Raw genomic sequence first — 20,229 nt, 5'->3', positions numbered from 1 at the left:
ATGACCACTCGCGTCTCTGTCACTATCGCCTCGCCCGCAGATCGACAGAAGGTGGCCCGCTGGGCTGCTGATACGGAAAATGGCACTGTTGTCACCTTCCGTAAGAAAAGCCGGTCCACGGAGCAATCTGCCAAAATGTGGGCCATGCTGCATGAAGTGTCCGAACAGGTCGAGTGGTACGGCCAGAAGATCGACGCCGAAGACTGGAAGGATATGTTCACGGCTTCGCTTCGGCATGCCCGTGTTGTTCCAGGCATCGACAAAGGCACATTCGTTCCGCTCGGCATGCGCACCTCCACGATGACCATCGAAGAGATGACGAACCTGATCGAGCTTATCTACGCTTTCGGTGCCGACAACAACGTGACGTTCAAAGAACCGAAACCCGAAAACACCAATTCCGACGATGAACTCCCTGCCCCGTCGTCGGATAACGCTGGCATGACGCCAGCAAATGAGGCCGGAGCGGATGATGTCCCCGCCTCCGATGCTCCGGCCTCGACCATTTACCCAACGGATCGCGCGGATCTGATCGAGTGCGCCAAGGAAATGCTTTGGCTGGCATCTGATCCCAACGCTGTTGAACCAGCCAACCGGGAAGACGCGCTGATTCACAGCAAGACGGAATGGGAAGGCAAGCTGAAGGATTTGCACGACCAGATCGGATCGATCTTCGTCAGCGCCAAAGCCGTGGCAAACGGCAAGCGTACCCTTCTGCAGGCTCGCCAGTTCCTTTCCGAGGTTCTGGACTGCAAGGCGTCTGACCTGGGAGGCGTCGATGGCTGAGAAAAAGACACTGTGGGCTGTCTACACCAACTCAGATTTGACCGAAGGCCGAGGTCGCCAGTTCGTCAAGCACTTCTGCGAGGTGCGCGCGACTGCAGAACGGTTGGCCGTCGGCGGCTACGTGCAAGGGACCAAATGCCCGGTTGAGCCGATTGAGGCTTTGGTTGTCGAAGGTAAACACTTCTTGCCCGCTTCGATCATCAACATTGTGCCCCCGTCTGTGGATGATGAGGCTGCTCAGCGCCGAATGGACATGCGGGAACTGGCGATCGAGAAAGCGAAGTCACTTGGACTTTCGGACGAGGAAATTCAGTCGATCATGAAAGGCGGTGACAAATGAACCGCCTCATCCGCCGCACAATCCACCTTTGGCAGTCATGGAAAACCAAGCGCGCCCTAGACCGGGAATACCGCTGGATGAGCGCGATAGACGCCGAGATCCGACAAGCAAAGCAATCCCACGGCAAGACAGGACGTGTCCGCGACCTGCAGCGCCGTAAGCGGGACATGATGACACGCGCGCTGGGAGGGCAGAGGTGATGGCCTTCGAAATCCGAAAGACCGAATTTCAGCCGATCCCGAAGCGCAAGCCGCAGAAGAGCAAGGACTATCTCTCGTTCCTGCACCAGCTACCGTGCGTCGTTACCGGCGTTCGCATTGTCGAGGCCGCGCATCTTTCATCAGCGGCCCTGCAATACGGCCACTATGGGCGCGGGAAAGGCAGCAAGGCTCCTGACCGATGGGCGCTTCCGCTTTCGCCCGAACAGCACCGCCGGCAGCATTCCGGTAACGAGATGGCCTACTGGCGGTCCGTCAACATCAACCCGCACGTCCTTGCGCTGACAATCTGGGGCCTGTTCTCGGAAATGGGCGATGACGCCGAGCCTTTTGCGGCTGCGATCATCAACCAGCAGCTAGCAGCGAATGACCGTTTACCGACGAGGGATTTGCCATGACCACATTGGAAGAGATCAAGAAGGCGCTGGAAGATGTGACGCCAGAACGCGTGGAACGCCTATGGTGGTTCCTTCATATCCTAGCAAAGTCCACCGGCACCACGAATGCTGAAGACGATAAGTGGAACTGGATCAACGCCTTTTGCACAGACTACGAGGATGACACGTTCAACCTTGCGGCCAAGCTCGGCTTCATCAGCGTCAGACACGACAGCTTCATGGAAACATCGACAGCGCGGATCACGAAAGCCGGAATGGCTCTCGTGGCTCATTTCGACAAAGCTCCATCGGCCGCGCTTACCTCCCCCCTCGAAAGCTTGCAGCGCGAGAACGAGGCTCTACGAGCTAACGTCACAAGAACCAGAAAATTTTCCTTAGATATGGGTGAGGCGTGCGATCTTGCTGAAATCGATGCAGATCACCTTCGTTCCCGCGCCGAGGCAGCAGAGGCCGAGGTGAAGCGTCTGATCTCTCCGGTAACACTTGCCTGCCGGTGCACCAAGGTCGCGCAGGACGAGACCTGCCCTGTCGGCTACCCATCGCTGCTCTGTGAGACGTGCGACGGCAAAGGCGTTCTGCCTTATATCGAATTGGACGGCCTGGAACTCTGGGAAATCGTCTTAGGCGTTAACGACGATGTGGCCGGCGAAATCACGGACGAGCAATACGACCAGATCGCTAAGGCCATCAACGACGTATTCATTTCGCCATTGCGCGCCCGCACCGCCCTCGCCAGCAAAGGAGGCGAACACCATGCAGAGTGAAAAAGACGCGCTGATTGAGCTTTACGCGGGTGATGCCTTCAAGAACCGGAATAATACCGATTTAACGATTGGGGTCTGGCGTCAGCATTTCGTTGAGTTCGCTGACAAACTGGCCGCCCTGTCCGCTGCGGAGCCGGTAAGCTATCAGAGGAAAACGGTCTATGGCTGGCGCGAGGTAGACGCCGCAGATATCCCTCACTATCGCAGCGTAGGTCAGGAAATTCGCGGCCTCTACACCGCCCCTCTCGCGCCATTCGTGGCCGTGGAGGCTTTGGAGTGGAAGGATGTGCCAGACACCAGTGGTGAATGGGTTGCGGCCGTTGGCGCAATGGGCAACGCCTATCGATGCGAAGTGTTTTCGACGGAAAGCGGGAATAAGTGGCGCGTATGGAGCGATGCAATTCGCGCGGACCTGCCGACGCCATTTGAAGCGCTCGAAGAAGCCAAAGCCGCTGCCCAAGCCGACTACGAGGCCCGCATCCGCTCCGCCCTCGCCGCACAGGTGCAGGACGTAACCGGGTTGAAGCTTGTCGGGGAGGTTGTCCCATACCGAGGCGCGCTCTCGTCCTTGACTAACGGCAGAGACTTGCAGCTGAACACCCATGTTTCTCATTTAGAGATAGGAACAAAGCTTTATGCCGCAGCACCCGCAAAGCAGGAGGGCTGAGACGTGGCGCGACATCACACACAAATCAACGAACTGCATGTCTGCGACAATTGCGGTGCGGTTCTGGCGCTTGGGAGATACGCCCCACTTTTTAAGCTTGGGAAAAATTCTGCGAATTGCCGCGCAGATATGCGCCAAATACCTACAGAAGAAGCCGAAAAGATGCTCTCAGAGAGGATTTCAAAGCAGGAGGGCGGCGAATGAGCGATATCGTTGAGCGCCTGCGGTCCGGCCGATCCGACGACAGCCATTTCATTTGGACTGTCACACCAACTCATATCGAAGCTGCCGACGAAATCACCCGCCTCCGCAAACTCCTATCCGAAGCAGAGAAGCGCGAGAAGGAGGCAAGGGCCGGATGGGCGTTTGCTGAAGGCGATCTGGTCCGCAAAAAATCCGGCTCATGGTGGGAAGGCCGAGTCGTCGGCACATATTCCACCGAGCAGACGCCGCGCGGTTATGCCGTCCAACTGGATAAACCTTTCGGCCCGGTCCAGATTTACCCGGAATCGGCTCTTGAAAGCGCCCTGCAATCGGAGGAGCGGTGATGGTGAAGCTGACTAAGCCGCAATTGGAACTGTTGAGGGATGTTGCGAATGGCAAAACTCACTGCGTTCAGGAATACCGGCCGGGGCAAGCCCTCGTTTCCAAAGGCTATTGCATCTGGGCCACCATGTCTCGCCTAGAGATCACCGACGCCGGCCTTGCGGCGCTTGAAAGGAGCGAGGGATGACGGCGGAAGCCAGAACAATCGCCAGAAGATCGAGAGCCAGCGAAAGAGCTATCACAGCCGCCCTCGCCGCGATGAAGTCTGCAGGCCTGCCTGTTGATAAGCTGTGCGTAAACGGTGGACAAGTCGAGATCCATGTCCATGCCGTTGAGGGCGCGGGCGAAGCAGAAAATGATGGAGGCCTCAAAGATTGGTGAGGCATCAAATGAAAATCGACTATCCGGGCCTGATCGAGCAGAAGCTTCCTTCGGGCACGGTCATTTATCGCGTGAGACCAAAAGGCCAGCACAGCAAGCGCATTCAGATCAGCGGGGAGTTCGGCTCGGACGAGTTTATCCGGCAATACTGGATTGCCAGGCGCGGAGAAAAGCCGGAGCCGGAAAAGAAAGCATCCGAACAGGAAGCACCGAAATCCATCGGCTGGCTCGTTCAAAGCTATTTTGAATACCTTGAGGAGCGGGTGAAGGCCGGGACCACCAGCGCGAAGACGATCAAAAAGAAGCGCAACCTGCTGAACCGCCTGATTGTCGAGCCTAACAAGAAGATGCTCATTCCCCGCGAAAAGCTCATCGAGATGCAGGACAAGATGGGATCGACACCGGCGCAAGCAGACGCACTGATGGAAGCGGTAAGCGTCATGTATGATTGGGCAGTCGAACGGAAATACATATCTGAGAATACAGCGAAGGGAATCAAGCAGATATACCGCAAGGGCGACGGCGCTACGCCGTGGAAGGCGGCGGATGTCAAAAAATTCTTTGCCACCCACAAATACGGCAGCAAGCCCTATATTGCGATGAATGTTCTGCTGTGGACAGGTTGCCGAATCGAGGACCTGACGATTCTCGGACGCAAATTCGAATGCGTGCTTGACGGGATCGAGGCGCTTCGCTGGACACCGCTGAAACGTGGATCGTCGGAAGTGTCCCTGCCCTTGTTTGCTCCGCTGAAGGCAGCAACGCGGTCAGCGACCGTTCAGGGCAACACATACGTTCTCGGCAGAGGTGGCAATCCATACGCCAGCGGCGACGCAATGTCCGCAATGTTCAAGCACTGGTGCCGGGATGCAGGCCTGAATGAACTGTCCGCTCACGGCGTCAGGAAGGGTCTTGCAGAGGTTCTTGCGGAGATGGGTTGCACCCAATACGAGATCATGGCGATACTCGGTCATTCCGAAGCCAAAACGAGTGAAGTTTACACACGCAGGGTGGAAAGATGGAAGCTTGCTCAGGGTGCTATGGAGAAGGTAACCGCGACTGGCGCTTGGTTCTGATTGGTCCAATGCCGGTCCAATTTTGGACCGGTATCATTGAAACATCTCAACAATTTCTTGTTGAATGGTGCGGTCGAGAAGACTCGAACTTCCACGGGTTGCCCCACAGCGACCTCAACGCTGCGCGTCTACCAATTCCGCCACGACCGCATCGTGGTAGGCGTCGACTTGCGCCGACGGGGGTGCATGTAGCAAAAGGATTTTGGGTGCACAAGAGCGTCGTGACAGTTTTTTGAAATTAAAAATCGCCCCGGCCCACCCTATATGCAGGAAGCCCGGAAATGCTGGGGTTGCCGCCTCGTCGTCATTTTGCGAGAAGGCTGTGGAAAGGACTTTTTCATGCTCACACGCACGGATATCGAGACAAATATGTTGCCCGCCGCCGGCTCACCGCCCGTCCGCTGGCGAATCTCGGAAGGTCTCGTGCCTTACGAGGTGGCAATAGAGGAGATGGAACGGGAAGTTGCCGCCATCGCCAGCGGCGAAGCAGATGAACTCGTCTGGCTTCTGGAGCATCCGCCGCTTTACACCGCCGGCACCAGCGCCGACGCCGTCGACCTCATAGAGCCGGATCGTTTTCCTGTCTTCGCCACGGGCCGTGGCGGCGAATATACCTATCACGGGCCGGGACAGCGCGTCGTTTATGTCATGCTCGATCTGAAGCGGCGGCGACAGGATGTCCGCGCCTATGTGGCGGCGCTGGAAGACGTCATCATCCGCACGCTCGACAAGATGAATGTGCGCGGCGAGCGGCGCGAGGACCGGGTTGGCGTCTGGGTCAGGCGGCCGGAGAAACCTCTTTTGCCAGATGGCAGCATGGCTGAAGACAAGATCGCGGCACTCGGCATCAGGCTGCGCAAGTGGGTGAGCTTCCACGGCCTGTCGATCAATGTCGATCCCGACCTCACGCATTTTTCCGGTATCGTTCCCTGTGGCATCAGCGCCTATGGCGTCACCAGCCTTGTCGATCTCGGATTGCCGGTTATGATCGGCGATGTCGACGTTCTGCTGCGTGAAGCCTTCGAGGAGGTTTTCGGCGCGGCAGTGCCCGAAGCCGGCTCCGGCGGCTGAAACCGCCGCAACCTTTGCCGCCTGCCGGTGTTTCCACCATCGATCACCACAAGAGGAGGAACGACCATGTTCACAACGTCCGCCTATGCCTGCGATGACGGTTCTTCGCCGATGAAGCTCGCGACCATCAAGCGTCGCGATCCCGGCCCGCGCGATGTCGAAATCGAGATTGAATTCTGTGGCGTCTGCCATTCAGATATCCACACGGCCCGCAGCGAATGGCCGGGCTCCCTCTACCCCTGCGTTCCCGGCCACGAAATCATCGGCCGCGTTGGCCGGGTGGGCGCGCAGGTCACTAAATTCAAAGCGGGTGACCGGGTCGGTGTCGGCTGTATCGTTGATAGCTGCCGGCAATGCGCAAGCTGCGCCGAAGGGCTGGAGCAATATTGCGAAAACGGCATGACCGGCACCTATAATTCGCCGGACAAGGCCATGGGCGGCGGCGCGCATACGCTTGGCGGTTATTCCGCTCATGTCGTCGTCGATGACCGCTATGTCCTCAACATTCCCGAAGGGCTCGATCCGGCAGCGGCGGCTCCCCTGCTCTGCGCGGGTATCACCACCTATTCGCCGCTGCGCCACTGGAACGCAGGACCCGGCAAGCGTGTCGGCGTCGTCGGCCTCGGCGGCCTTGGCCATATGGCCGTCAAGATAGCCAATGCGATGGGCGCGACGGTGGTAATGATCACGACGTCACCCGGCAAGGCGGAAGACGCCAAGAAGCTAGGCGCCCATGAAGTTATCGTCTCGCGCGATGCCGACCAGATGAATAAGGCTGCCGCAAGCCTCGACCTCATCATCGATGCGGTTGCCGCCGACCATGACATCAACGCCTATCTCGCGCTGCTGAAACGCGATGGCGCGCTGGTGCAGGTCGGAGCGCCTGAAAAACCGCTCTCGGTGCATGCCTTCAGCCTCATCCCCGGCCGCAAGACCTTTGCCGGCTCGATGATCGGCGGCATTCCCGAGACCCAGGAAATGCTGGATTTCTGCGCGGAAAAAGGCATCGCCGCCGAAATCGAGATGATCGACATCGATCAGATCAACGACGCTTATGAACGCATGATAAAAAGCGATGTGCGTTATCGCTTCGTCATTGATATGAAGAGCCTGCCGCGCCAGAAGGCTGCCTGACCCTTCGAGGGGGGCGTCTTCTGGCGCTCCCATTTCCTCGTTGGACCTTTTGGTTGAAAGCGCAGCCCGACCCATGACCAGCCAGACCGGTTTCAACGATGTCGCCAAGGGCATGACCATCATGGCGGGCTGCATGTTCGTGCTGCCGGTCATGGATGCCATCGCCAAGTACATGGCGGTCAGTGGCGGCATGTCGCCGGCGCAGGTCACCTTCTACCGTTTTTTCTTCCAGGTACTGTGCACCCTGCCCCTGCTGGTGCTGGTCTCGCCCAAAGCGCTGTTCAGCGCCAGACGACCGTGGATGAACTGCCTGCGCGGCGTGCTGCATGCCTCAGCCAGTTTGATGTTCTTCGCCGCCGTCAAATACATGCCGCTCGCCGATGTCTTCGCGATCTATTTCGTCGAGCCCTTCATGCTGACGATGATGTCGGCCCTGTTCCTTGGTGAAAAAGTCGGCTGGAAGCGCTGGACGGCGATTGTGGTGGGGTTTGGCGGCGCGCTGATCGTCATTCAGCCGAGTTTTGAGATCTTCGGCTGGACGTCGCTCCTGCCGGTCGCCTGCGCTTTTCTCTACACGCTCTACCTGTTCCTGAACCGCGCCATCGGCGATGCCGACAGCCCGCTCGTCATGCAGACAATGTCCGGCATTGCCGGAACGGTGTTCATGGGAGCGGCCCTTCTGGCCGGTGATGCATTCGGCGACAAGGATTTCGCCGTCTCGCTTCCGCAATCCGGTTTCGCCCTTACCCTGCTCATCCTGCTGGGTTCGATATCCGGCTACATGCATCTCCTGATCGTCCGGGCCTTCAGAATGGCGCCGCTCTCTCTGCTGGCGCCGTTCCAGTATTTCGAGATCATCTCGGCGACGATTCTCGGTTACGCGCTGTTTTCGGATTTCCCGACGCCATCGAAATGGCTCGGCATTCTCATCATCGTCGCATCCGGCCTGTTCATCATCTGGCGGGAACGCAAGCAGGCGCAGACTGCACTGCCACTCGACGGGAAATGACGGCTGCGCCGATCGCCTTCAGGTGCCGGAGGGCAGCGGTCCCTCGTCGTGATGGTCCTGCGCCTCCACGAGGCTGCCGAGCAGCCAGAGGGAGACCTCCGCCGCCTCTCCGGCCGATTTGAAGCGATATGAGCCGCTATATTTCGGCGTGTCGAAAAAGGTCACGACGAAACCGTCGCCGCTTTCCAGACTTTCGACCCTTATCCGCTCGGGATCGATCATCATGCACACATAATGAGACCCCATATTGCGCATGAAGCCTGCCTTGTTGTCGTGAAGGCGCACGAAGGCCGCACCGCCACCCACCGTCATATGCAGGCTTCTGATCGCCTCGTTCGGAAAGGCGCGGGCGAAATCCATGATCGCTTGTCCCACATCATGGCTGTTATCCTCTTCCGTCGCCCGCGTCATGCGCCAGGCATAAACAGCAAAGACCGAAAGCAGCACGAAAACGATAATCCAGATCGCAATACTCACCCGGGACGCTCCCTCAGCACCGAAACATCACGATTCGCGAATCGAAACGATGCGAACCCGGTTTCGGTTCATAAAGATCGTGGCTTGCGTGAAGTGTGGCTTCCTGAAATCGGCGTCGATTCATTCGCATCGCGCGCGGCTTGGGGAATCAGAAACGCTTGAGGAAAGACGCCTTTGCCAGCAGCCATTGCCGGCGTAGCTGCGACAGTTGCAACTCGCCTTCGAACACGCCCGCTCCCGCCTTTCGGGCGGCGAGGATGACCGGGCCTGACAAAGCGACGGGCAGATAGGCAGCAAAGACAGTTCTGGAAATCTTCACGCGTCTTGCCTTTTCAATATGGTCCAAAGCATGCGCCGCGAAAATCTCGATGGCGATACCGATGCGTTGCCTGTCCTGGCCTTCAAGAAACGTCTCCCGATCAAGCCCGGCAGCCGCCAGCATGTCGGCAGGAATATAGACCTGCCCGCGCCGCCGGTGCAGCGGCATCAGGAGCAGGATGCCGGCCATGGCCTGCGCCACCCCCGCATGTCCCGCCGCCTCCGCGCTCGAAGACGCATCTTCGGGTGAAAGCACAAGGCTCGCGAGTTGAATGAGGGCGGAGGCGGTTTCCCCGGCATAACCTTCAAGCGCGTTGCGATCCTCAAACAGATCGTCATAGAGATCGAAGATGCGCGCTTCGATCATATTGGAGAGCACCGGCCGCGGCAGGCGATATTGCTCGATTGCGGTCAAAAGAGCGGCGGCAACGGGATGAGACTGGCTGTCACCATGCGGATTGCCGTCAAGAAGATCGCGCCACCATTGCATGCGCACTTCGCCGGGCAGCGCATCGCGAACGGAATCGCGGATGCGGGCGATTTCGGCGTTGAAGGCATAGAGCGCAGCCAGAGACGCACGCTTGTCGGCCGGCGACAGAAGGCATGCGAGATAGCGGTCGCGATCGGTGTCGCGCAGCGTCGCGAGGCAGACGTCAAGATCTTCTGTGGGTGCCATGGTTCCCCGCGCGAAACGTCCTGTCAGCCTTCGACGGCAATCAGCGCCGCAGCCACGGCGCGCGATTCCGAAAGCATGATATTATAGGTGCGCACGGCAGCCCCCGTACTCATGGGATCAACCGAAATGCCCGCATCCCTAAAGGCCGCGCGCAATTCCTTCGGCAAAACCCGCATGCCATCGCCCGTGCCGATCAGAAGCACTTCGATATCCTGCGCTTCAGCCAGAACCTTGTCGAAATGCTCGAGCGTGAATTCCTTCGCATCGACCGGGCTCCAGCCGTAAATGCCGGAAGGCAGGAGCAGGAGCGAGCCGCGATGCGACATGTCGGCAAAGCGGAAACCGCCATTGCCATAGGCATCGATGGGCGCCCGGCCGGGAAAATGGGCCGGGCGTATTTCAATCCCGCCGGCCATCAGACGGCAGGCTTGCCGCCGATGGCGTTGCCGGACTTCTCATCCTTCTCGTCTTCCGCATCCTTGCTATCAGGACGCAGCTTGAAGGCGATCAGCACCGGAGCCGCGATATAGACCGAGGAGAACACGCCGATACCGACGCCGAACAGCATGGCGAAGGTGAAGGAACGGATGACCTCGCCACCGAAGAGGTAGAGTGCCAGAAGCGCCAGAAGGACAGTCAGACCAGTCAGGATCGTGCGCGACAGGGTCTGGTTCAGCGACGCATCGATGATCATCGACAGCGGCATCTTTTTGTACCGCCTCAAATTTTCACGGACACGGTCATAGATGACGACGGTGTCGTTCAGCGAATAACCAATGATCGTCAGGATCGCCGCGATACTGGTGAGGTTGAACTCTATATCCAGGAAGACGAAGAGGCCGATGGTGAAGACCACGTCATGAACCATCGAGATGACCGCGCCGAGTGCAAACTGCCACTCGAAGCGAACCCAGATGTAGACCATAATCGCCGCCATGGCGAGCACAACGCCGATCGTGGAGGTGAAGGTCAGGTCACCGGAAACGGCAGGACCGACGACTTCCACGCGGCGGAAGTCATATTTGTCCTCAAGCTCGCCACGCACCATGGTGATGGCGGACTGCTCGGCATTTTCACCGCCGTCCTGCGCCTGAATGCGGATGAGAACATCCTGCGGTGTGCCAAAGTTCTGCGCCTGGATTTCACCGAGGTTCAGCTGGTTCAGACGATCGCGAATATCGGCGAGATCGGCCTCACCCTGCTTGGCGCGCACTTCGATAACCGAACCGCCCTGGAAGTCGATGCCGAGGTTCAGGCCCTTGGCAACGAAACCGCCGACACAGGCGAGCATGATCACGCCAGTGATCATGAACACCACGCGGCGATAGCGCATGAAGGGAATGTCGCGGCCATCGAACATGGCGGTACGCACACCCTTTGGCAGATGTTTCGGGCGGCTGCGGCGAACCCAGTAGCCGAACATCCATGCCGTCAGCGTATAGGCCGTGAAGACGGTGGTGATGATGCCGACGGCGAGCGTAACGGCAAAACCCTTGACCGGACCGGTGCCCATGTAGAAAAGCACGCTCGCCACGATCAGTGTCGTCAGGTTGGCGTCGATAATGGTCGCAAAGGCGCGGGTGAAGCCGTTATCCAGTGACTGGATCAGCGGTTTGCCGCTCTTCACCTCTTCGCGTATTCGCTCATAGATCAGAACGTTGGAATCCACCGCCATGCCGATCGTCAAGACGATACCGGCAATACCGGGCAAGGTCAGTGTCGATCCGATCACACTGAGGACCGCAAGCAGCATGACGACGTTGACGATGAGAGCGATATTCGCGAGCAGGCCGAAGAAGCCGTAGAAGACGAACATGAAGATGAGGACGCCGACGGCGCCGATGGCGCTTGCCGTCAGGCCGGCGGTGATGGAGTCGTTACCAAGGCTCGGACCGACGGTGCGTTCTTCGACCACGGTCAGCGTGGCCGGCAGCGCACCCGCGCGCAGCAGCACCGCAAGGTCATTGGCGCCCTGAACCGAGAAGTTCCCGGAAATCTGTCCCGAACCGCCGATGATCGGCTCGCGGATAACAGGTGCGGAAATGACCTGGTTGTCGAGCACGATGGCAAAAGGCTTGCCGACATTCTGCTGCGTCGCCTGCGCAAAGCGCTGCGCGCCGCGGCTGTCGAAGCGGAAGGTAACGACCGGTTCGTTGGTCTGCTGGTTGAAGCTTGCCTGCGCGTCGACGAGATTGTCGCCGGAAACCAGCGCACGGCGTTCCACCAGATAGGGAACCGGCGGATCATCCTGCGAATAGAGAACTTCAGAGGTCGCGGGCGGACGGCCGTTCATGGCTTCCTGCACCGGCATGGTGGTGTCGACCATGCGGAAGGACAGCTTTGCCGTCTGGTTGAGGAGCGATTTCAGGCGCTGTGGGTCCTGAAGGCCAGGCACCTGCACGATGATGCGGTCGGAACCCTGACGCTGGATGAGCGGCTCGGTGGTGCCCACTTCGTCAACGCGGCGGCGCACGACTTCGATGGACTGCGACACGGCCGAAGACAGGCGGTAATCGATGCCTTCATCCGTGAGGTTGAGCCGCAGCAGATTGTCGCCGCCGTCGTTCATCGTCACTTCGGTGATGGAACCGCCGACCAGCGTTCCGGCGGACACCGGCTGCGTCAGGTCGCGAAGCGCGTTCTTGGCGGCTTCGTATTGTGCCGGGTCGCTGATGCGAACCTGGATCAGCTGGCCGTTGCCGGTCAGCCCCGAATAGCGGATGTTGGCGTCGCGAAGCTGGGTGCGCACATCGCCGACGATCGTTTCAAGCCGTTCCTTGACAATGTCGGAACGCTCGATCTTGAGCATGATGTGCGAGCCGCCCTGAAGGTCGAGACCGAGCGTTACCTTGTTGTCCTTGTACCAGGCAGGCATGCCCTCCAGCTGTTTGTCCGAAAACAGGTTGGGAGACGCGATAAAGACGCTTGCCAGCACAAGCAGCCAGATGAAGACTGTTTTCCAACGGGAAAAATGAAGCATTTCGATCTCGGTCAGGGTTGGGGTTGCGCTGATGACGCAACCCGTCAAATTCGGAAGCGGACGTTCAATTATCCGGCAGGATCAGGAAGCGGCTTCCGTCTTGACCACTTCGCCCTTCACGCGTACTTCGGCAATGTAGGCACGAGCGGCACGGATTTTCACGCCTTCTGCGATTTCGACTTCGAGTTCATTGTCGTCGATGACCTTGGTCACCTTGCCGACGATGCCGCCGCCGAGAACGACCTGATCGCCACGGCGAATGCTGGTCAGCGTCTCCTGACGCTTCTTCATCTGCGCGCGCTGCGGACGGATCAGGAAAAAGTACCAGACCACCATAAGCGGCGCAAACAGGAAAAGCATTTCAAGGCCAGACCCGAAGGCCGATGCGCCGCCCGTTGCGTCCTGGGCAAAAGCTTGACTAATGAACATATAAAACTCCTCAACGATTACGGCACGACCTCGTATGCCGCCCCAGCTTTCAAGCCGCCGGAATATAGTGGGGAACGCCGGGATTGCAACAGATGCAGGGACCCCGCCGTACCGATTCCGGACCTCTTAACCTTTATGGGCCGGAAACGCCATGCTAGGCCGGGCCGAAAACATCGTTTTGAACACCAGATAAGCGGAAGAAACACCATGATTCGAGAAGAGACGGCCACCCTGCTTCTTGCCGAACTGCGTAGGCTGAACGTTGCCGTGGAACGGCTGGCTGGCCCGGCGCCGGCCATAAACGATTGGAATGCGGCGGATTGTTTCGTCTGGTCGCCGGTCAACTTCTTCCTCCAGCCGGTCTCGCGGCCCAACCGCATCGCGCTGAAGCTCATTCGCGGCGTCGATCATGTACGCGACATCCTGCATGAAAACACGCTGCGTTTCGCCGATGGTTTTCCGGCCAACAACGTGTTGCTCTGGGGCGCGCGCGGCATGGGCAAATCCTCGCTGGTCAAGGCCGTTCACGAAGATGTGCGCGCCGCAAGCGGTGTTCCCCTGAAGCTGGTCGAGGTACACCGCGAGGATATCCACACCCTGCCCGCTTTGCTCGACATATTGAAGGCCTCCGGTGAACGCGTCATCGTCTTCTGCGACGACCTCTCCTTCGATCACGACGACACGGCCTACAAATCCCTGAAGGCGGCGCTTGACGGCGGCATCGAGGGACGGCCGGACAACGTCCTGTTTTACGCCACCTCCAACCGCCGCCACCTTCTGCCGCGCCACATGATGGAAAACGAGCAGTCGACGGCCATCAACCCCTCGGAAGCGGTGGAAGAGAAAGTCTCGCTCTCGGATCGCTTCGGCCTCTGGCTCGGCTTCCACAAATGCGGACAGGAAGACTATCTGACGATGATCGACAGCTATGCCGCGCATTTCGATCTGGGGCTCGATCGCGAAACCCTTCATCACGAGGCGCTGGAATGGGCGACCACACGCGGCGGCCGCTCCGGCCGCGTCGCCTGGCAATATATTCAGGATGCCGCAGGCCGCCTGAGAAAATCGATCGACCGATAGGCTGCGATCAAAGGGCCCGGAGCGAATTTGTCCCGCACGGGTCAGGCCTTAAAGCGCCTCATCCACCCTCAGTCCCGCACGTCTGACAATGCGTGCGGGAACGCCGACGACGGTGCAGTCGGACGGAACGTTTTTTATGACAACCGCATTCGCACCCACTTTGGCATTGTCACCCACGGTAATGTCTCCCAGCACCTTGGCGCCGGCATTTATCGTAACGTTGTCCCCAATCTTGGGTGCGCCGGCCGAGCTGGTGTAACCGATGCTGACCTGCTGGTTTATCCAGCAATTGGCGCCGATCGACTCGGCCGATATGATCGTTGCAAACCCATGCTGGATGAACAGGCCGGGGCCGATATCGGGGGTGAGAATGTGCAGCGTATTTTCAGGCCGTGCCAGAAACTTGAAAAAACGAGCCCTCGGCAGCCGATAATAAAAAAGGTTGCGAAACTCGGTTGTGCCGGTCAGCAATCTCACTGCATCAAGCATGAGATCACCCCGCTGCGTCGATGACCTCCGAAGAAGTTTTTCGCTCCACGCCTCGATGTCCCGGAAGATCGCGTTTCCGGGTTTTGCCATAAAAAGCAGGACCAGGTGCGGCGTAACGGACAGGGCCGATACTGCAAAACAGATTTTTTTAAAAATGATCACAATAAAATCCTTAAATAATAAAAAGGTAATTTATCGTCTCGAGCGCAACTTGCAACAGAGTATCGATGCCGTGCCTGCGAGACGGCAATTGTTGCTGCTGACGTGAACACGCGTGTCGTTAAGGCTACAGAGGGTGTCGTATTCCCGAACGTCACCTCGCCCGCCACATGGTTTGCTGCAGGCATCCGGCACCATCCCGTCAATTCAGCGAGGTGGAACCGGAAAACCGGCGAAATGCCGGTGATTGCGGCGGCGGACGATCAGGAGGTGCGGCGTCTTTTCGAAACGCTCCATGTGCTCCCCTTTCCATCCCTGCGCCGAGAGATCGCATGCGAGCCGTCACCGGTTCGTCCGTGCAGTTCGACAATATCCTGCCTGCGGAGGAGCGGGTCGGCATTGATGTTCAAACCCAAGGAGGAGATGGATATGAGCAGGAACAGAGGCGTCGTTTATCTGAAGCCGGGCCAGGTCGAAGTCCGAGACATCGACGACCCGAAGCTGGAGGCGCCGGATGGCCGCCGCATCGAGCACGGTGTCATTCTCAAGGTTATTTCCACGAATATCTGCGGTTCCGACCAGCATATGGTGCGCGGCCGCACCACGGCAATGCCGGGCCTCGTCCTTGGCCATGAAATCACCGGTGAAGTCATCGAAAAAGGTGTCGACGTCGAAATGCTTGATATCGGCGATATCGTCTCCGTGCCCTTCAACGTTGCCTGCGGCCGCTGCCGCTGCTGCAAGTCGCAGGATACCGGCGTCTGCCTGACCGTGAACCCATCGCGCGCCGGTGGCGCTTATGGCTATGTCGATATGGGCGGCTGGATCGGCGGACAGGCCCGTTATGTCACCATCCCCTATGCCGACTTCAACCTCCTGAAGTTTCCCGACCGCGACAGGGCGATGGCCAAGATCCGCGACCTCACCATGCTGTCCGACATTCTACCCACCGGCTTCCATGGTGCAGTCAAGGCGGGCGTCGGTGTTGGCTCGACGGTCTATGTCGCGGGCGCCGGCCCGGTCGGTCTTGCGGCTGCCGCCTCCGCCCGTATCCTCGGTGCCGCCGTCGTCATGATCGGCGATTTCAACAAGGATCGCCTAGCGCATGCCGCAAGGGTCGGTTTCGAACCCGTCGATCTTTCCAGGGGCGACCGGCTGGGCGACATGATCGCGCAGATCGTCGGCACCAATGAGGTGGACAGCGCCATCGACGCCGTCGGTTTCGAGGCACGCGGCCATTCCGGCGGCGAACAGCCGGCCATCGTTCTCAACCAGATGATGGAGATCACCCGCGCTGCCGGCTCTATCGGCATTCCCGGTCTTTATGTCACCGAGGATCCGGGTGCGGTCGACGCCGCGGCAAAACAGGGCAGCCTGTCTTTGCGCTTCGGTCTCGGATGGGCAAAGGCGCAGTCTTTCCATACCGGCCAGACGCCGGTTCTGAAGTATAACCGTCAGCTCATGCAGGCCATCCTGCATGACCGTCTGCCTATTGCCGATATCGTCAACGCCAAGATCATCGCACTCGATGACGCCGTGCAGGGATATGAAAGCTTCGATCAGGGCGCGGCAACCAAGTTCGTTCTCGACCCGCATGGCGATCTCCTGAAGGCCGCCTGAGCCTCCCTCAATCAGGTCCTACGACGAAATGCCCGCGACACATACCGTCGCGGGCTTTTTTTGCGACGAGACTATGTCTCCAGCCGGAGATATCAAGCTTCGATTTCAACAAGTGCTTCAAGCTCGGCCTTCGCTTCGGCAGAAAGATAGGGCCTGAACAGGCTGGAAACCTGCTGCAGCCCCCAGTCCAGCTGCTGCTGTCCGAATTCGCTGACGCCTTCCTGCAGGTTGAGATAGGCCGCCCAATAGGTCGAAACGATCCATAGGTTCGTCAGGACCGCATCGTGCTCGCTTTCGGGAATATCCACCAGACCTGCTTTCTGCATACGGCTGACAATGTCACCGACCGCCAGCCGCATGGCAGCACTTATGGTCCTGACCGGCTCCACCAGCGCCGGTGCAAGCGCAACCAGGCCGACGAGGTCGCGAAACAGAAAGCGGTAACTCCACACCAGCGAGAACCATTGTCGCAGAAAGCCGGCATAGGTGGCCGCTGCCCCCTCGTCTGCCCCATCAACGGTTGCGACAAGCACCATCGCATCGGCTTCGAACCGCGCAAACAGCGCGAGGACCAGCAATTCCTTCGTACGGAAATGATAATAAAGATTGCCCTCGTTGATATCGACCGCAAGCGCGATTTCGGCAGTCGTTACGCGATCAGGCCCGCGATCGTTGAACAGGTCGAGGGTGGCATCCAGAATCCTGTCGCGCGTGTGCCGTTTCCGTGGTCGCTTTGCCTCGTTGCTCTTCATAAAATCCTGCCTCGCCATTGAAACCTAAGGCATGCACCTTAAATATCTAAAATAAGGTATGCACCTTAACAGCAAAATCCCGTTGTTCAAACGTGAATTGAAGGAGCTGTCAATGACCGGAACCAGCCTCCACACACCGTCCACATCATCTGCCGCAGCAGAACCCATATCGAAACTCGCCGCCGCGCGTCTGGCAATCTCCCTTGTGCGTAACCCGCTAAAGGCGCTGCCACCGGATATTTTCAGCGAACCGGCGGTCTTCACCCGTCTTGGCGGCACAATGCGTGTGCACCTCGCCGACCCCGTGCTGATCCACGAAGCCCTGGTCAAGAACGCCCATCTGCTCGGAAAGGGCGAGGATGTACGCCGGGTGCTCGGCCCCGCGCTTGGGCAGGGTCTCCTGACGGCCGATGGCGACCACTGGAAATGGCAAAGGCAATCCGTATCCGCCGCCTTCCGGCATGAAAAACTGCTGGAGCTGCTGCCGGTCATGATCGAGACGGCGCGGCGCACGGAAACACGCTGGCGCTCCCCCTCCATCGGTGACATCGATATCGGCCATGAAATGATGCGAACCACATTCGACATCATCGTCGAAACCATGATGTCCGGTGGATACGGCATCGATATCGCGCGCGTCGAACAGAGCATCACCGACTATCTGAGACCGACAGGCTGGACTTTCGCTCTCGCCATGCTGGGTGCGCCGGAATGGCTGCCCCATCCCGGCCGGCGCAAATCCCGCGCCGCCGTCGATTATCTGCGCGCCAGCCTTGCAAAGGTCATCGCCGGGCGGCGAAAGAACCCGACCGGGAGAACCGACCTCGTCTCCATGCTGCTGGAAGCCCGGGATCCGGAAACCGGACGCATGATGAGCGACACGGAAATCATCGACAATCTTCTGACCTTCATCACCGCCGGCCATGAAACGACGGCGCTCGGCCTCGCCTGGACGTTCCACCTGCTGTCGCAAAACAGCGATGTGGAAACGAGGGTCATCGAAGAAATCGAAGCCGTCACCGCCGGAGAGCCGGTCACGGCAGACCATATCGCCGGGTTGACCTACACCCGGCAGGTGTTTTCGGAGGCAATGCGGCTTTACCCGCCTGCCCCGGTCATCACCCGCACGACGTTGCAGGATTTCAGGCTCGGCGAGCACGATATTCCGGCCGGAACCGTTCTCTATGTACCGATCTATGCCGTCCACCGGCACACGGCGCTATGGGAGGAACCCGAACGCTTTGACCCGTCACGTTTTGAGCCCGAAAAGGTCAAGGCGCGCCACCGCTATGCCTACATGCCCTTCGGAGCCGGCCCACGCATCTGCATCGGCAATGCCTTTGCCATGATGGAGGCCGTGGCGATCCTTGCCGTTCTCCTGCAGACGGTTCACCTTGAAAACAGGTCCGCGGCTGCGGCGGAGCCGCTGATGAGAGTGACATTGCGACCGGAAAACCGCCTGATGATGCAGATCAAGCACCGAAAAAACAAATTGCCCGCGACGTGAACCACCGCGGGCAATTTTAATCCTGAAGAAACCCACCTGTCACCAAATGGTGACGATCAGAGATCAACGTCGAGGATCGCCATGGAGAAGTTGTACGAACGGTCGCCATCTTCGTCATCGATGTAGACGACGCCGAGAAACTCTTCGCCAAGATAAACTTCGGCAGAATCGTCCTTGCGGGGACGCGCCTTCACAACCATCTTTTCATTGAAGGTGCGCTTGAAATAGGCGTCGAGTTTTTTGATTTCGTCGGCTTTCACCACTATTCTCCTGTGCGGTTCGCGTTGCGCCGCTTTTGGCATGGGACAAAGGCCAAAGTAAAGTGAAAGCGGCACATTGCCCCGTGTCTTTCACAGGCCATGGCTTTCACGCGTCGTGTTCCACATGGACGATTAAGACCATATCGGACCCGTCAGATATCGGCTCCGATGACCTGGTCCATCAGGCGCGAGGGTTCCGAACACCCTGCTTCTCCCACCACCCGCGCCGGCACACCGGCAACGGTGGTCTTCGGCGGGACCGGTTTCAGCACCACCGAACCGGCGGCGATGCGCGAGCAGCTGCCGATCTCGATATTGCCGAGGATTTTCGCGCCTGCGCCGATCATCACGCCATTGCCGATCTTCGGATGACGGTCCGCCCCCTCCTTGCCGGTGCCGCCAAGTGTCACGCCATGCAGGATGGAAACGTTGTCGCCGATCACAGCTGTCTCGCCAACCACCAACCCGGTGGCATGGTCGAGGAAGATGCCCTTGCCGATGCGTGCAGCCGGATTAATGTCCGTCTGGAAAATGCTCGACGAGCGGCTTTGCAGATAAAGCGCCAGATCCCGGCGACCCTTCTGCAGCAGCCAATGGGCAAGGCGATGTGTCTGGATGGCCTGAAAGCCCTTGAAATAGAGCAGCGGCTCCATGAAGCGCGTGCAGGCCGGGTCGCGATCGTAAACGGCCTGAATATCGACACGCAGCACGCTTCCCCATTCCGGCCAGTCATCCAGCATGTCCTGGAACGTCTGGCGCAGAAGAACGGCCTGCATATCGGGATGATCGAGGAGTTCGCAGATACGATAGATCACACATTCTTCGAGAGACCGGTGATTGAGGATCGTCGAATAAAGGAAGGCGGACAGCAGCGGGTCCTGCGCTGCGGCGCTACGCGCTTCATGCAGCAGGCTGCCCCAGATCGGATCGACGATCGCCAGCTGTTCGGGCTGACGGGCCTCGGTACGTGCGACCATGAATGGTCTCCTCGTTTGCAGTGGTCGTTCTTTATACAGAAAAAGACGTGTATAAGAAATGGGATTCGAATGACGACTTTAAAGGCGGCAAGGCTTCAGTTTTTCTTCATGCAGC

Annotated in this window: 23 protein-coding genes, 1 tRNA gene and 1 pseudogene; 15 read left to right on the top strand and 10 right to left on the bottom strand. The window is 58.8% G+C overall.

Features of this window, described 5'->3' with window-relative positions; translation table 11 throughout:
- Nucleotides 1–51 precede the first annotated feature (51 nt).
- The 9 genes and pseudogenes from OK142_RS00945 to OK142_RS00905 all read left to right on the top strand — a co-directional run bounded on the left by OK142_RS00945 (nucleotide 52) and on the right by OK142_RS00905 (nucleotide 5,176).
- Nucleotides 52–786: a recombination protein NinB gene (locus OK142_RS00945; protein WP_498680715.1), complete on the top strand. Its 735-nt coding sequence runs from the start codon at nucleotides 52–54 to the stop codon at nucleotides 784–786.
- A complete protein-coding gene (locus tag OK142_RS00940) occupies nucleotides 779–1,126 on the top strand; it encodes a hypothetical protein (protein WP_136883152.1) in 348 nt (115 codons plus the stop codon). The genes OK142_RS00945 and OK142_RS00940 overlap by 8 nt, the downstream gene beginning before the upstream one ends.
- Nucleotides 1,127–1,325: 199 nt before the next feature.
- Nucleotides 1,326–1,742, top strand: coding sequence for a DUF968 domain-containing protein (locus OK142_RS00935; RefSeq protein WP_498680714.1), 417 nt, complete (start codon nucleotides 1,326–1,328; stop codon nucleotides 1,740–1,742).
- Entirely contained in the window at nucleotides 1,739–2,506 is a 768-nt protein-coding gene (locus tag OK142_RS00930) for a hypothetical protein (RefSeq protein WP_498680713.1), read from the top strand. Before OK142_RS00935 ends, OK142_RS00930 begins: the two co-directional genes overlap by 4 nt.
- Nucleotides 2,496–3,173, top strand: coding sequence for a hypothetical protein (locus OK142_RS00925; protein WP_498680712.1), 678 nt, complete (start codon nucleotides 2,496–2,498; stop codon nucleotides 3,171–3,173). Before OK142_RS00930 ends, OK142_RS00925 begins: the two co-directional genes overlap by 11 nt.
- 365 nt (nucleotides 3,174–3,538) lie before the next feature.
- Nucleotides 3,539–3,721: pseudogene (locus tag OK142_RS00920) on the top strand (hypothetical protein); the annotation flags it as partial.
- Entirely contained in the window at nucleotides 3,721–3,906 is a 186-nt protein-coding gene (locus tag OK142_RS00915; RefSeq protein WP_498680711.1) for a hypothetical protein, read from the top strand. The pseudogene OK142_RS00920 and the gene OK142_RS00915, both read left to right, overlap by 1 nt.
- A complete protein-coding gene (locus OK142_RS00910) occupies nucleotides 3,903–4,100 on the top strand; it encodes a hypothetical protein (RefSeq protein WP_498680710.1) in 198 nt (65 codons plus the stop codon). The genes OK142_RS00915 and OK142_RS00910 overlap by 4 nt, the downstream gene beginning before the upstream one ends.
- 8 nt (nucleotides 4,101–4,108) lie before the next feature.
- A complete protein-coding gene (locus OK142_RS00905; protein ID WP_498680709.1) occupies nucleotides 4,109–5,176 on the top strand; it encodes a tyrosine-type recombinase/integrase in 1,068 nt (355 codons plus the stop codon).
- A 65-nt stretch (nucleotides 5,177–5,241) separates the two neighbouring features.
- Here the strand turns inward: OK142_RS00905 and OK142_RS00900 are convergent.
- Nucleotides 5,242–5,326 (bottom strand) — tRNA-Leu (locus OK142_RS00900).
- 189 nt (nucleotides 5,327–5,515) lie between these two features.
- Between OK142_RS00900 and lipB the strand changes: the two genes are divergently transcribed.
- From lipB to OK142_RS00885, 3 genes are all read left to right on the top strand, one after another.
- Nucleotides 5,516–6,247 carry a lipoyl(octanoyl) transferase LipB gene (lipB, locus tag OK142_RS00895; RefSeq protein ID WP_498680708.1) on the top strand — a complete coding sequence of 244 codons (732 nt, stop codon included), beginning with the start codon at nucleotides 5,516–5,518 and terminating at the stop codon, nucleotides 6,245–6,247.
- Nucleotides 6,248–6,313: 66 nt separating this feature from the next.
- The gene (locus tag OK142_RS00890) at nucleotides 6,314–7,381 is read left to right on the top strand and encodes an NAD(P)-dependent alcohol dehydrogenase (RefSeq protein WP_082184282.1); all 1,068 of its coding nucleotides are present in this window, start codon (nucleotides 6,314–6,316) and stop codon (nucleotides 7,379–7,381) included.
- Between the two features lie 73 nt (nucleotides 7,382–7,454).
- Nucleotides 7,455–8,390: a DMT family transporter gene (locus OK142_RS00885; RefSeq protein ID WP_498680707.1), complete on the top strand. Its 936-nt coding sequence runs from the start codon at nucleotides 7,455–7,457 to the stop codon at nucleotides 8,388–8,390.
- An 18-nt stretch (nucleotides 8,391–8,408) separates the two neighbouring features.
- Here OK142_RS00885 and OK142_RS00880 read toward each other — a convergent pair whose 3' ends face one another.
- The 5 genes from OK142_RS00880 to yajC all read right to left on the bottom strand — a co-directional run bounded on the left by OK142_RS00880 (nucleotide 8,409) and on the right by yajC (nucleotide 13,270).
- Entirely contained in the window at nucleotides 8,409–8,867 is a 459-nt protein-coding gene (locus tag OK142_RS00880; protein WP_003495917.1) for a hypothetical protein, read from the bottom strand.
- A gap of 148 nt (nucleotides 8,868–9,015) precedes the next feature.
- Complete coding sequence (locus OK142_RS00875; protein WP_498680706.1) at nucleotides 9,016–9,861, bottom strand: phytoene/squalene synthase family protein; 846 nt, start codon at nucleotides 9,859–9,861, stop codon at nucleotides 9,016–9,018.
- A 23-nt stretch (nucleotides 9,862–9,884) separates the two neighbouring features.
- Complete coding sequence (locus OK142_RS00870; protein ID WP_216331365.1) at nucleotides 9,885–10,277, bottom strand: Mth938-like domain-containing protein; 393 nt, start codon at nucleotides 10,275–10,277, stop codon at nucleotides 9,885–9,887.
- Nucleotides 10,277–12,841, bottom strand: a complete 2,565-nt coding sequence (gene secDF, locus OK142_RS00865; protein WP_498680705.1) for a protein translocase subunit SecDF — start codon at nucleotides 12,839–12,841, stop codon at nucleotides 10,277–10,279. The genes OK142_RS00870 and secDF overlap by 1 nt, the downstream gene beginning before the upstream one ends.
- 81 nt (nucleotides 12,842–12,922) lie before the next feature.
- Nucleotides 12,923–13,270, bottom strand: a complete 348-nt coding sequence (gene yajC, locus OK142_RS00860) for a preprotein translocase subunit YajC (RefSeq protein ID WP_003495911.1) — start codon at nucleotides 13,268–13,270, stop codon at nucleotides 12,923–12,925.
- Between the two features lie 207 nt (nucleotides 13,271–13,477).
- Here yajC and OK142_RS00855 point away from each other — a divergent pair, with 207 nt between their 5' ends.
- A complete protein-coding gene (locus OK142_RS00855) occupies nucleotides 13,478–14,350 on the top strand; it encodes an ATP-binding protein (RefSeq protein WP_498680704.1) in 873 nt (290 codons plus the stop codon).
- Between the two features lie 48 nt (nucleotides 14,351–14,398).
- On the opposite strand, the gene OK142_RS00850 is transcribed toward OK142_RS00855, so the two are convergent.
- The gene (locus OK142_RS00850) at nucleotides 14,399–15,001 is read right to left on the bottom strand and encodes a serine O-acetyltransferase (RefSeq protein ID WP_498680703.1); all 603 of its coding nucleotides are present in this window, start codon (nucleotides 14,999–15,001) and stop codon (nucleotides 14,399–14,401) included.
- Nucleotides 15,002–15,427: 426 nt separating this feature from the next.
- Between OK142_RS00850 and fdhA the strand changes: the two genes are divergently transcribed.
- Complete coding sequence (gene fdhA, locus OK142_RS00845; protein WP_035242797.1) at nucleotides 15,428–16,618, top strand: formaldehyde dehydrogenase, glutathione-independent; 1,191 nt, start codon at nucleotides 15,428–15,430, stop codon at nucleotides 16,616–16,618.
- A 92-nt stretch (nucleotides 16,619–16,710) separates the two neighbouring features.
- Here the strand turns inward: fdhA and OK142_RS00840 are convergent, their stop codons facing one another.
- Nucleotides 16,711–17,370: a TetR/AcrR family transcriptional regulator gene (locus tag OK142_RS00840; RefSeq protein ID WP_498680702.1), complete on the bottom strand. Its 660-nt coding sequence runs from the start codon at nucleotides 17,368–17,370 to the stop codon at nucleotides 16,711–16,713.
- A 112-nt stretch (nucleotides 17,371–17,482) separates the two neighbouring features.
- On the opposite strand from OK142_RS00840, the gene OK142_RS00835 reads away from it, so the two are divergent.
- A complete protein-coding gene (locus OK142_RS00835; RefSeq protein WP_498680701.1) occupies nucleotides 17,483–18,877 on the top strand; it encodes a cytochrome P450 in 1,395 nt (464 codons plus the stop codon).
- Between the two features lie 56 nt (nucleotides 18,878–18,933).
- On the opposite strand, the gene OK142_RS00830 is transcribed toward OK142_RS00835, so the two are convergent.
- Complete coding sequence (locus OK142_RS00830; protein ID WP_003515356.1) at nucleotides 18,934–19,137, bottom strand: DUF3126 family protein; 204 nt, start codon at nucleotides 19,135–19,137, stop codon at nucleotides 18,934–18,936.
- Nucleotides 19,138–19,289: 152 nt separating this feature from the next.
- Entirely contained in the window at nucleotides 19,290–20,114 is an 825-nt protein-coding gene (gene cysE / locus OK142_RS00825) for a serine O-acetyltransferase (RefSeq protein ID WP_082184288.1), read from the bottom strand.
- Between the last annotated feature and the right edge of the window lie 115 nt (nucleotides 20,115–20,229).

This window comes from Agrobacterium sp. BT-220-3, assembly GCF_025910175.1.
GTDB classification, from domain to species: domain Bacteria; phylum Pseudomonadota; class Alphaproteobacteria; order Rhizobiales; family Rhizobiaceae; genus Agrobacterium; species Agrobacterium oryzihabitans.
This window is presented reverse-complemented; position numbering and strand designations above follow the sequence as displayed.

Coding starts and splice junctions, on each gene's coding strand:
- OK142_RS00870 (WP_216331365.1), bottom strand. CDS start 10,277: ATGGCCGGCGGGATTGAAATACGCCCGGCCCATTTTCCCGGCCGGGCG.
- OK142_RS00930 (WP_498680713.1), top strand. CDS start 1,739: ATGACCACATTGGAAGAGATCAAGAAGGCGCTGGAAGATGTGACGCCA.
- OK142_RS00875 (WP_498680706.1), bottom strand. CDS start 9,861: ATGGCACCCACAGAAGATCTTGACGTCTGCCTCGCGACGCTGCGCGAC.
- OK142_RS00885 (WP_498680707.1), top strand. CDS start 7,455: ATGACCAGCCAGACCGGTTTCAACGATGTCGCCAAGGGCATGACCATC.
- OK142_RS00925 (WP_498680712.1), top strand. CDS start 2,496: ATGCAGAGTGAAAAAGACGCGCTGATTGAGCTTTACGCGGGTGATGCC.
- cysE (WP_082184288.1), bottom strand. CDS start 20,114: ATGGTCGCACGTACCGAGGCCCGTCAGCCCGAACAGCTGGCGATCGTC.
- OK142_RS00905 (WP_498680709.1), top strand. CDS start 4,109: ATGAAAATCGACTATCCGGGCCTGATCGAGCAGAAGCTTCCTTCGGGC.
- OK142_RS00840 (WP_498680702.1), bottom strand. CDS start 17,370: ATGAAGAGCAACGAGGCAAAGCGACCACGGAAACGGCACACGCGCGAC.
- fdhA (WP_035242797.1), top strand. CDS start 15,428: ATGAGCAGGAACAGAGGCGTCGTTTATCTGAAGCCGGGCCAGGTCGAA.
- OK142_RS00935 (WP_498680714.1), top strand. CDS start 1,326: ATGGCCTTCGAAATCCGAAAGACCGAATTTCAGCCGATCCCGAAGCGC.
- OK142_RS00910 (WP_498680710.1), top strand. CDS start 3,903: ATGACGGCGGAAGCCAGAACAATCGCCAGAAGATCGAGAGCCAGCGAA.
- OK142_RS00915 (WP_498680711.1), top strand. CDS start 3,721: ATGGTGAAGCTGACTAAGCCGCAATTGGAACTGTTGAGGGATGTTGCG.
- secDF (WP_498680705.1), bottom strand. CDS start 12,841: ATGCTTCATTTTTCCCGTTGGAAAACAGTCTTCATCTGGCTGCTTGTG.
- OK142_RS00890 (WP_082184282.1), top strand. CDS start 6,314: ATGTTCACAACGTCCGCCTATGCCTGCGATGACGGTTCTTCGCCGATG.
- yajC (WP_003495911.1), bottom strand. CDS start 13,270: ATGTTCATTAGTCAAGCTTTTGCCCAGGACGCAACGGGCGGCGCATCG.
- lipB (WP_498680708.1), top strand. CDS start 5,516: ATGCTCACACGCACGGATATCGAGACAAATATGTTGCCCGCCGCCGGC.
- OK142_RS00940 (WP_136883152.1), top strand. CDS start 779: ATGGCTGAGAAAAAGACACTGTGGGCTGTCTACACCAACTCAGATTTG.
- OK142_RS00855 (WP_498680704.1), top strand. CDS start 13,478: ATGATTCGAGAAGAGACGGCCACCCTGCTTCTTGCCGAACTGCGTAGG.
- OK142_RS00835 (WP_498680701.1), top strand. CDS start 17,483: ATGACCGGAACCAGCCTCCACACACCGTCCACATCATCTGCCGCAGCA.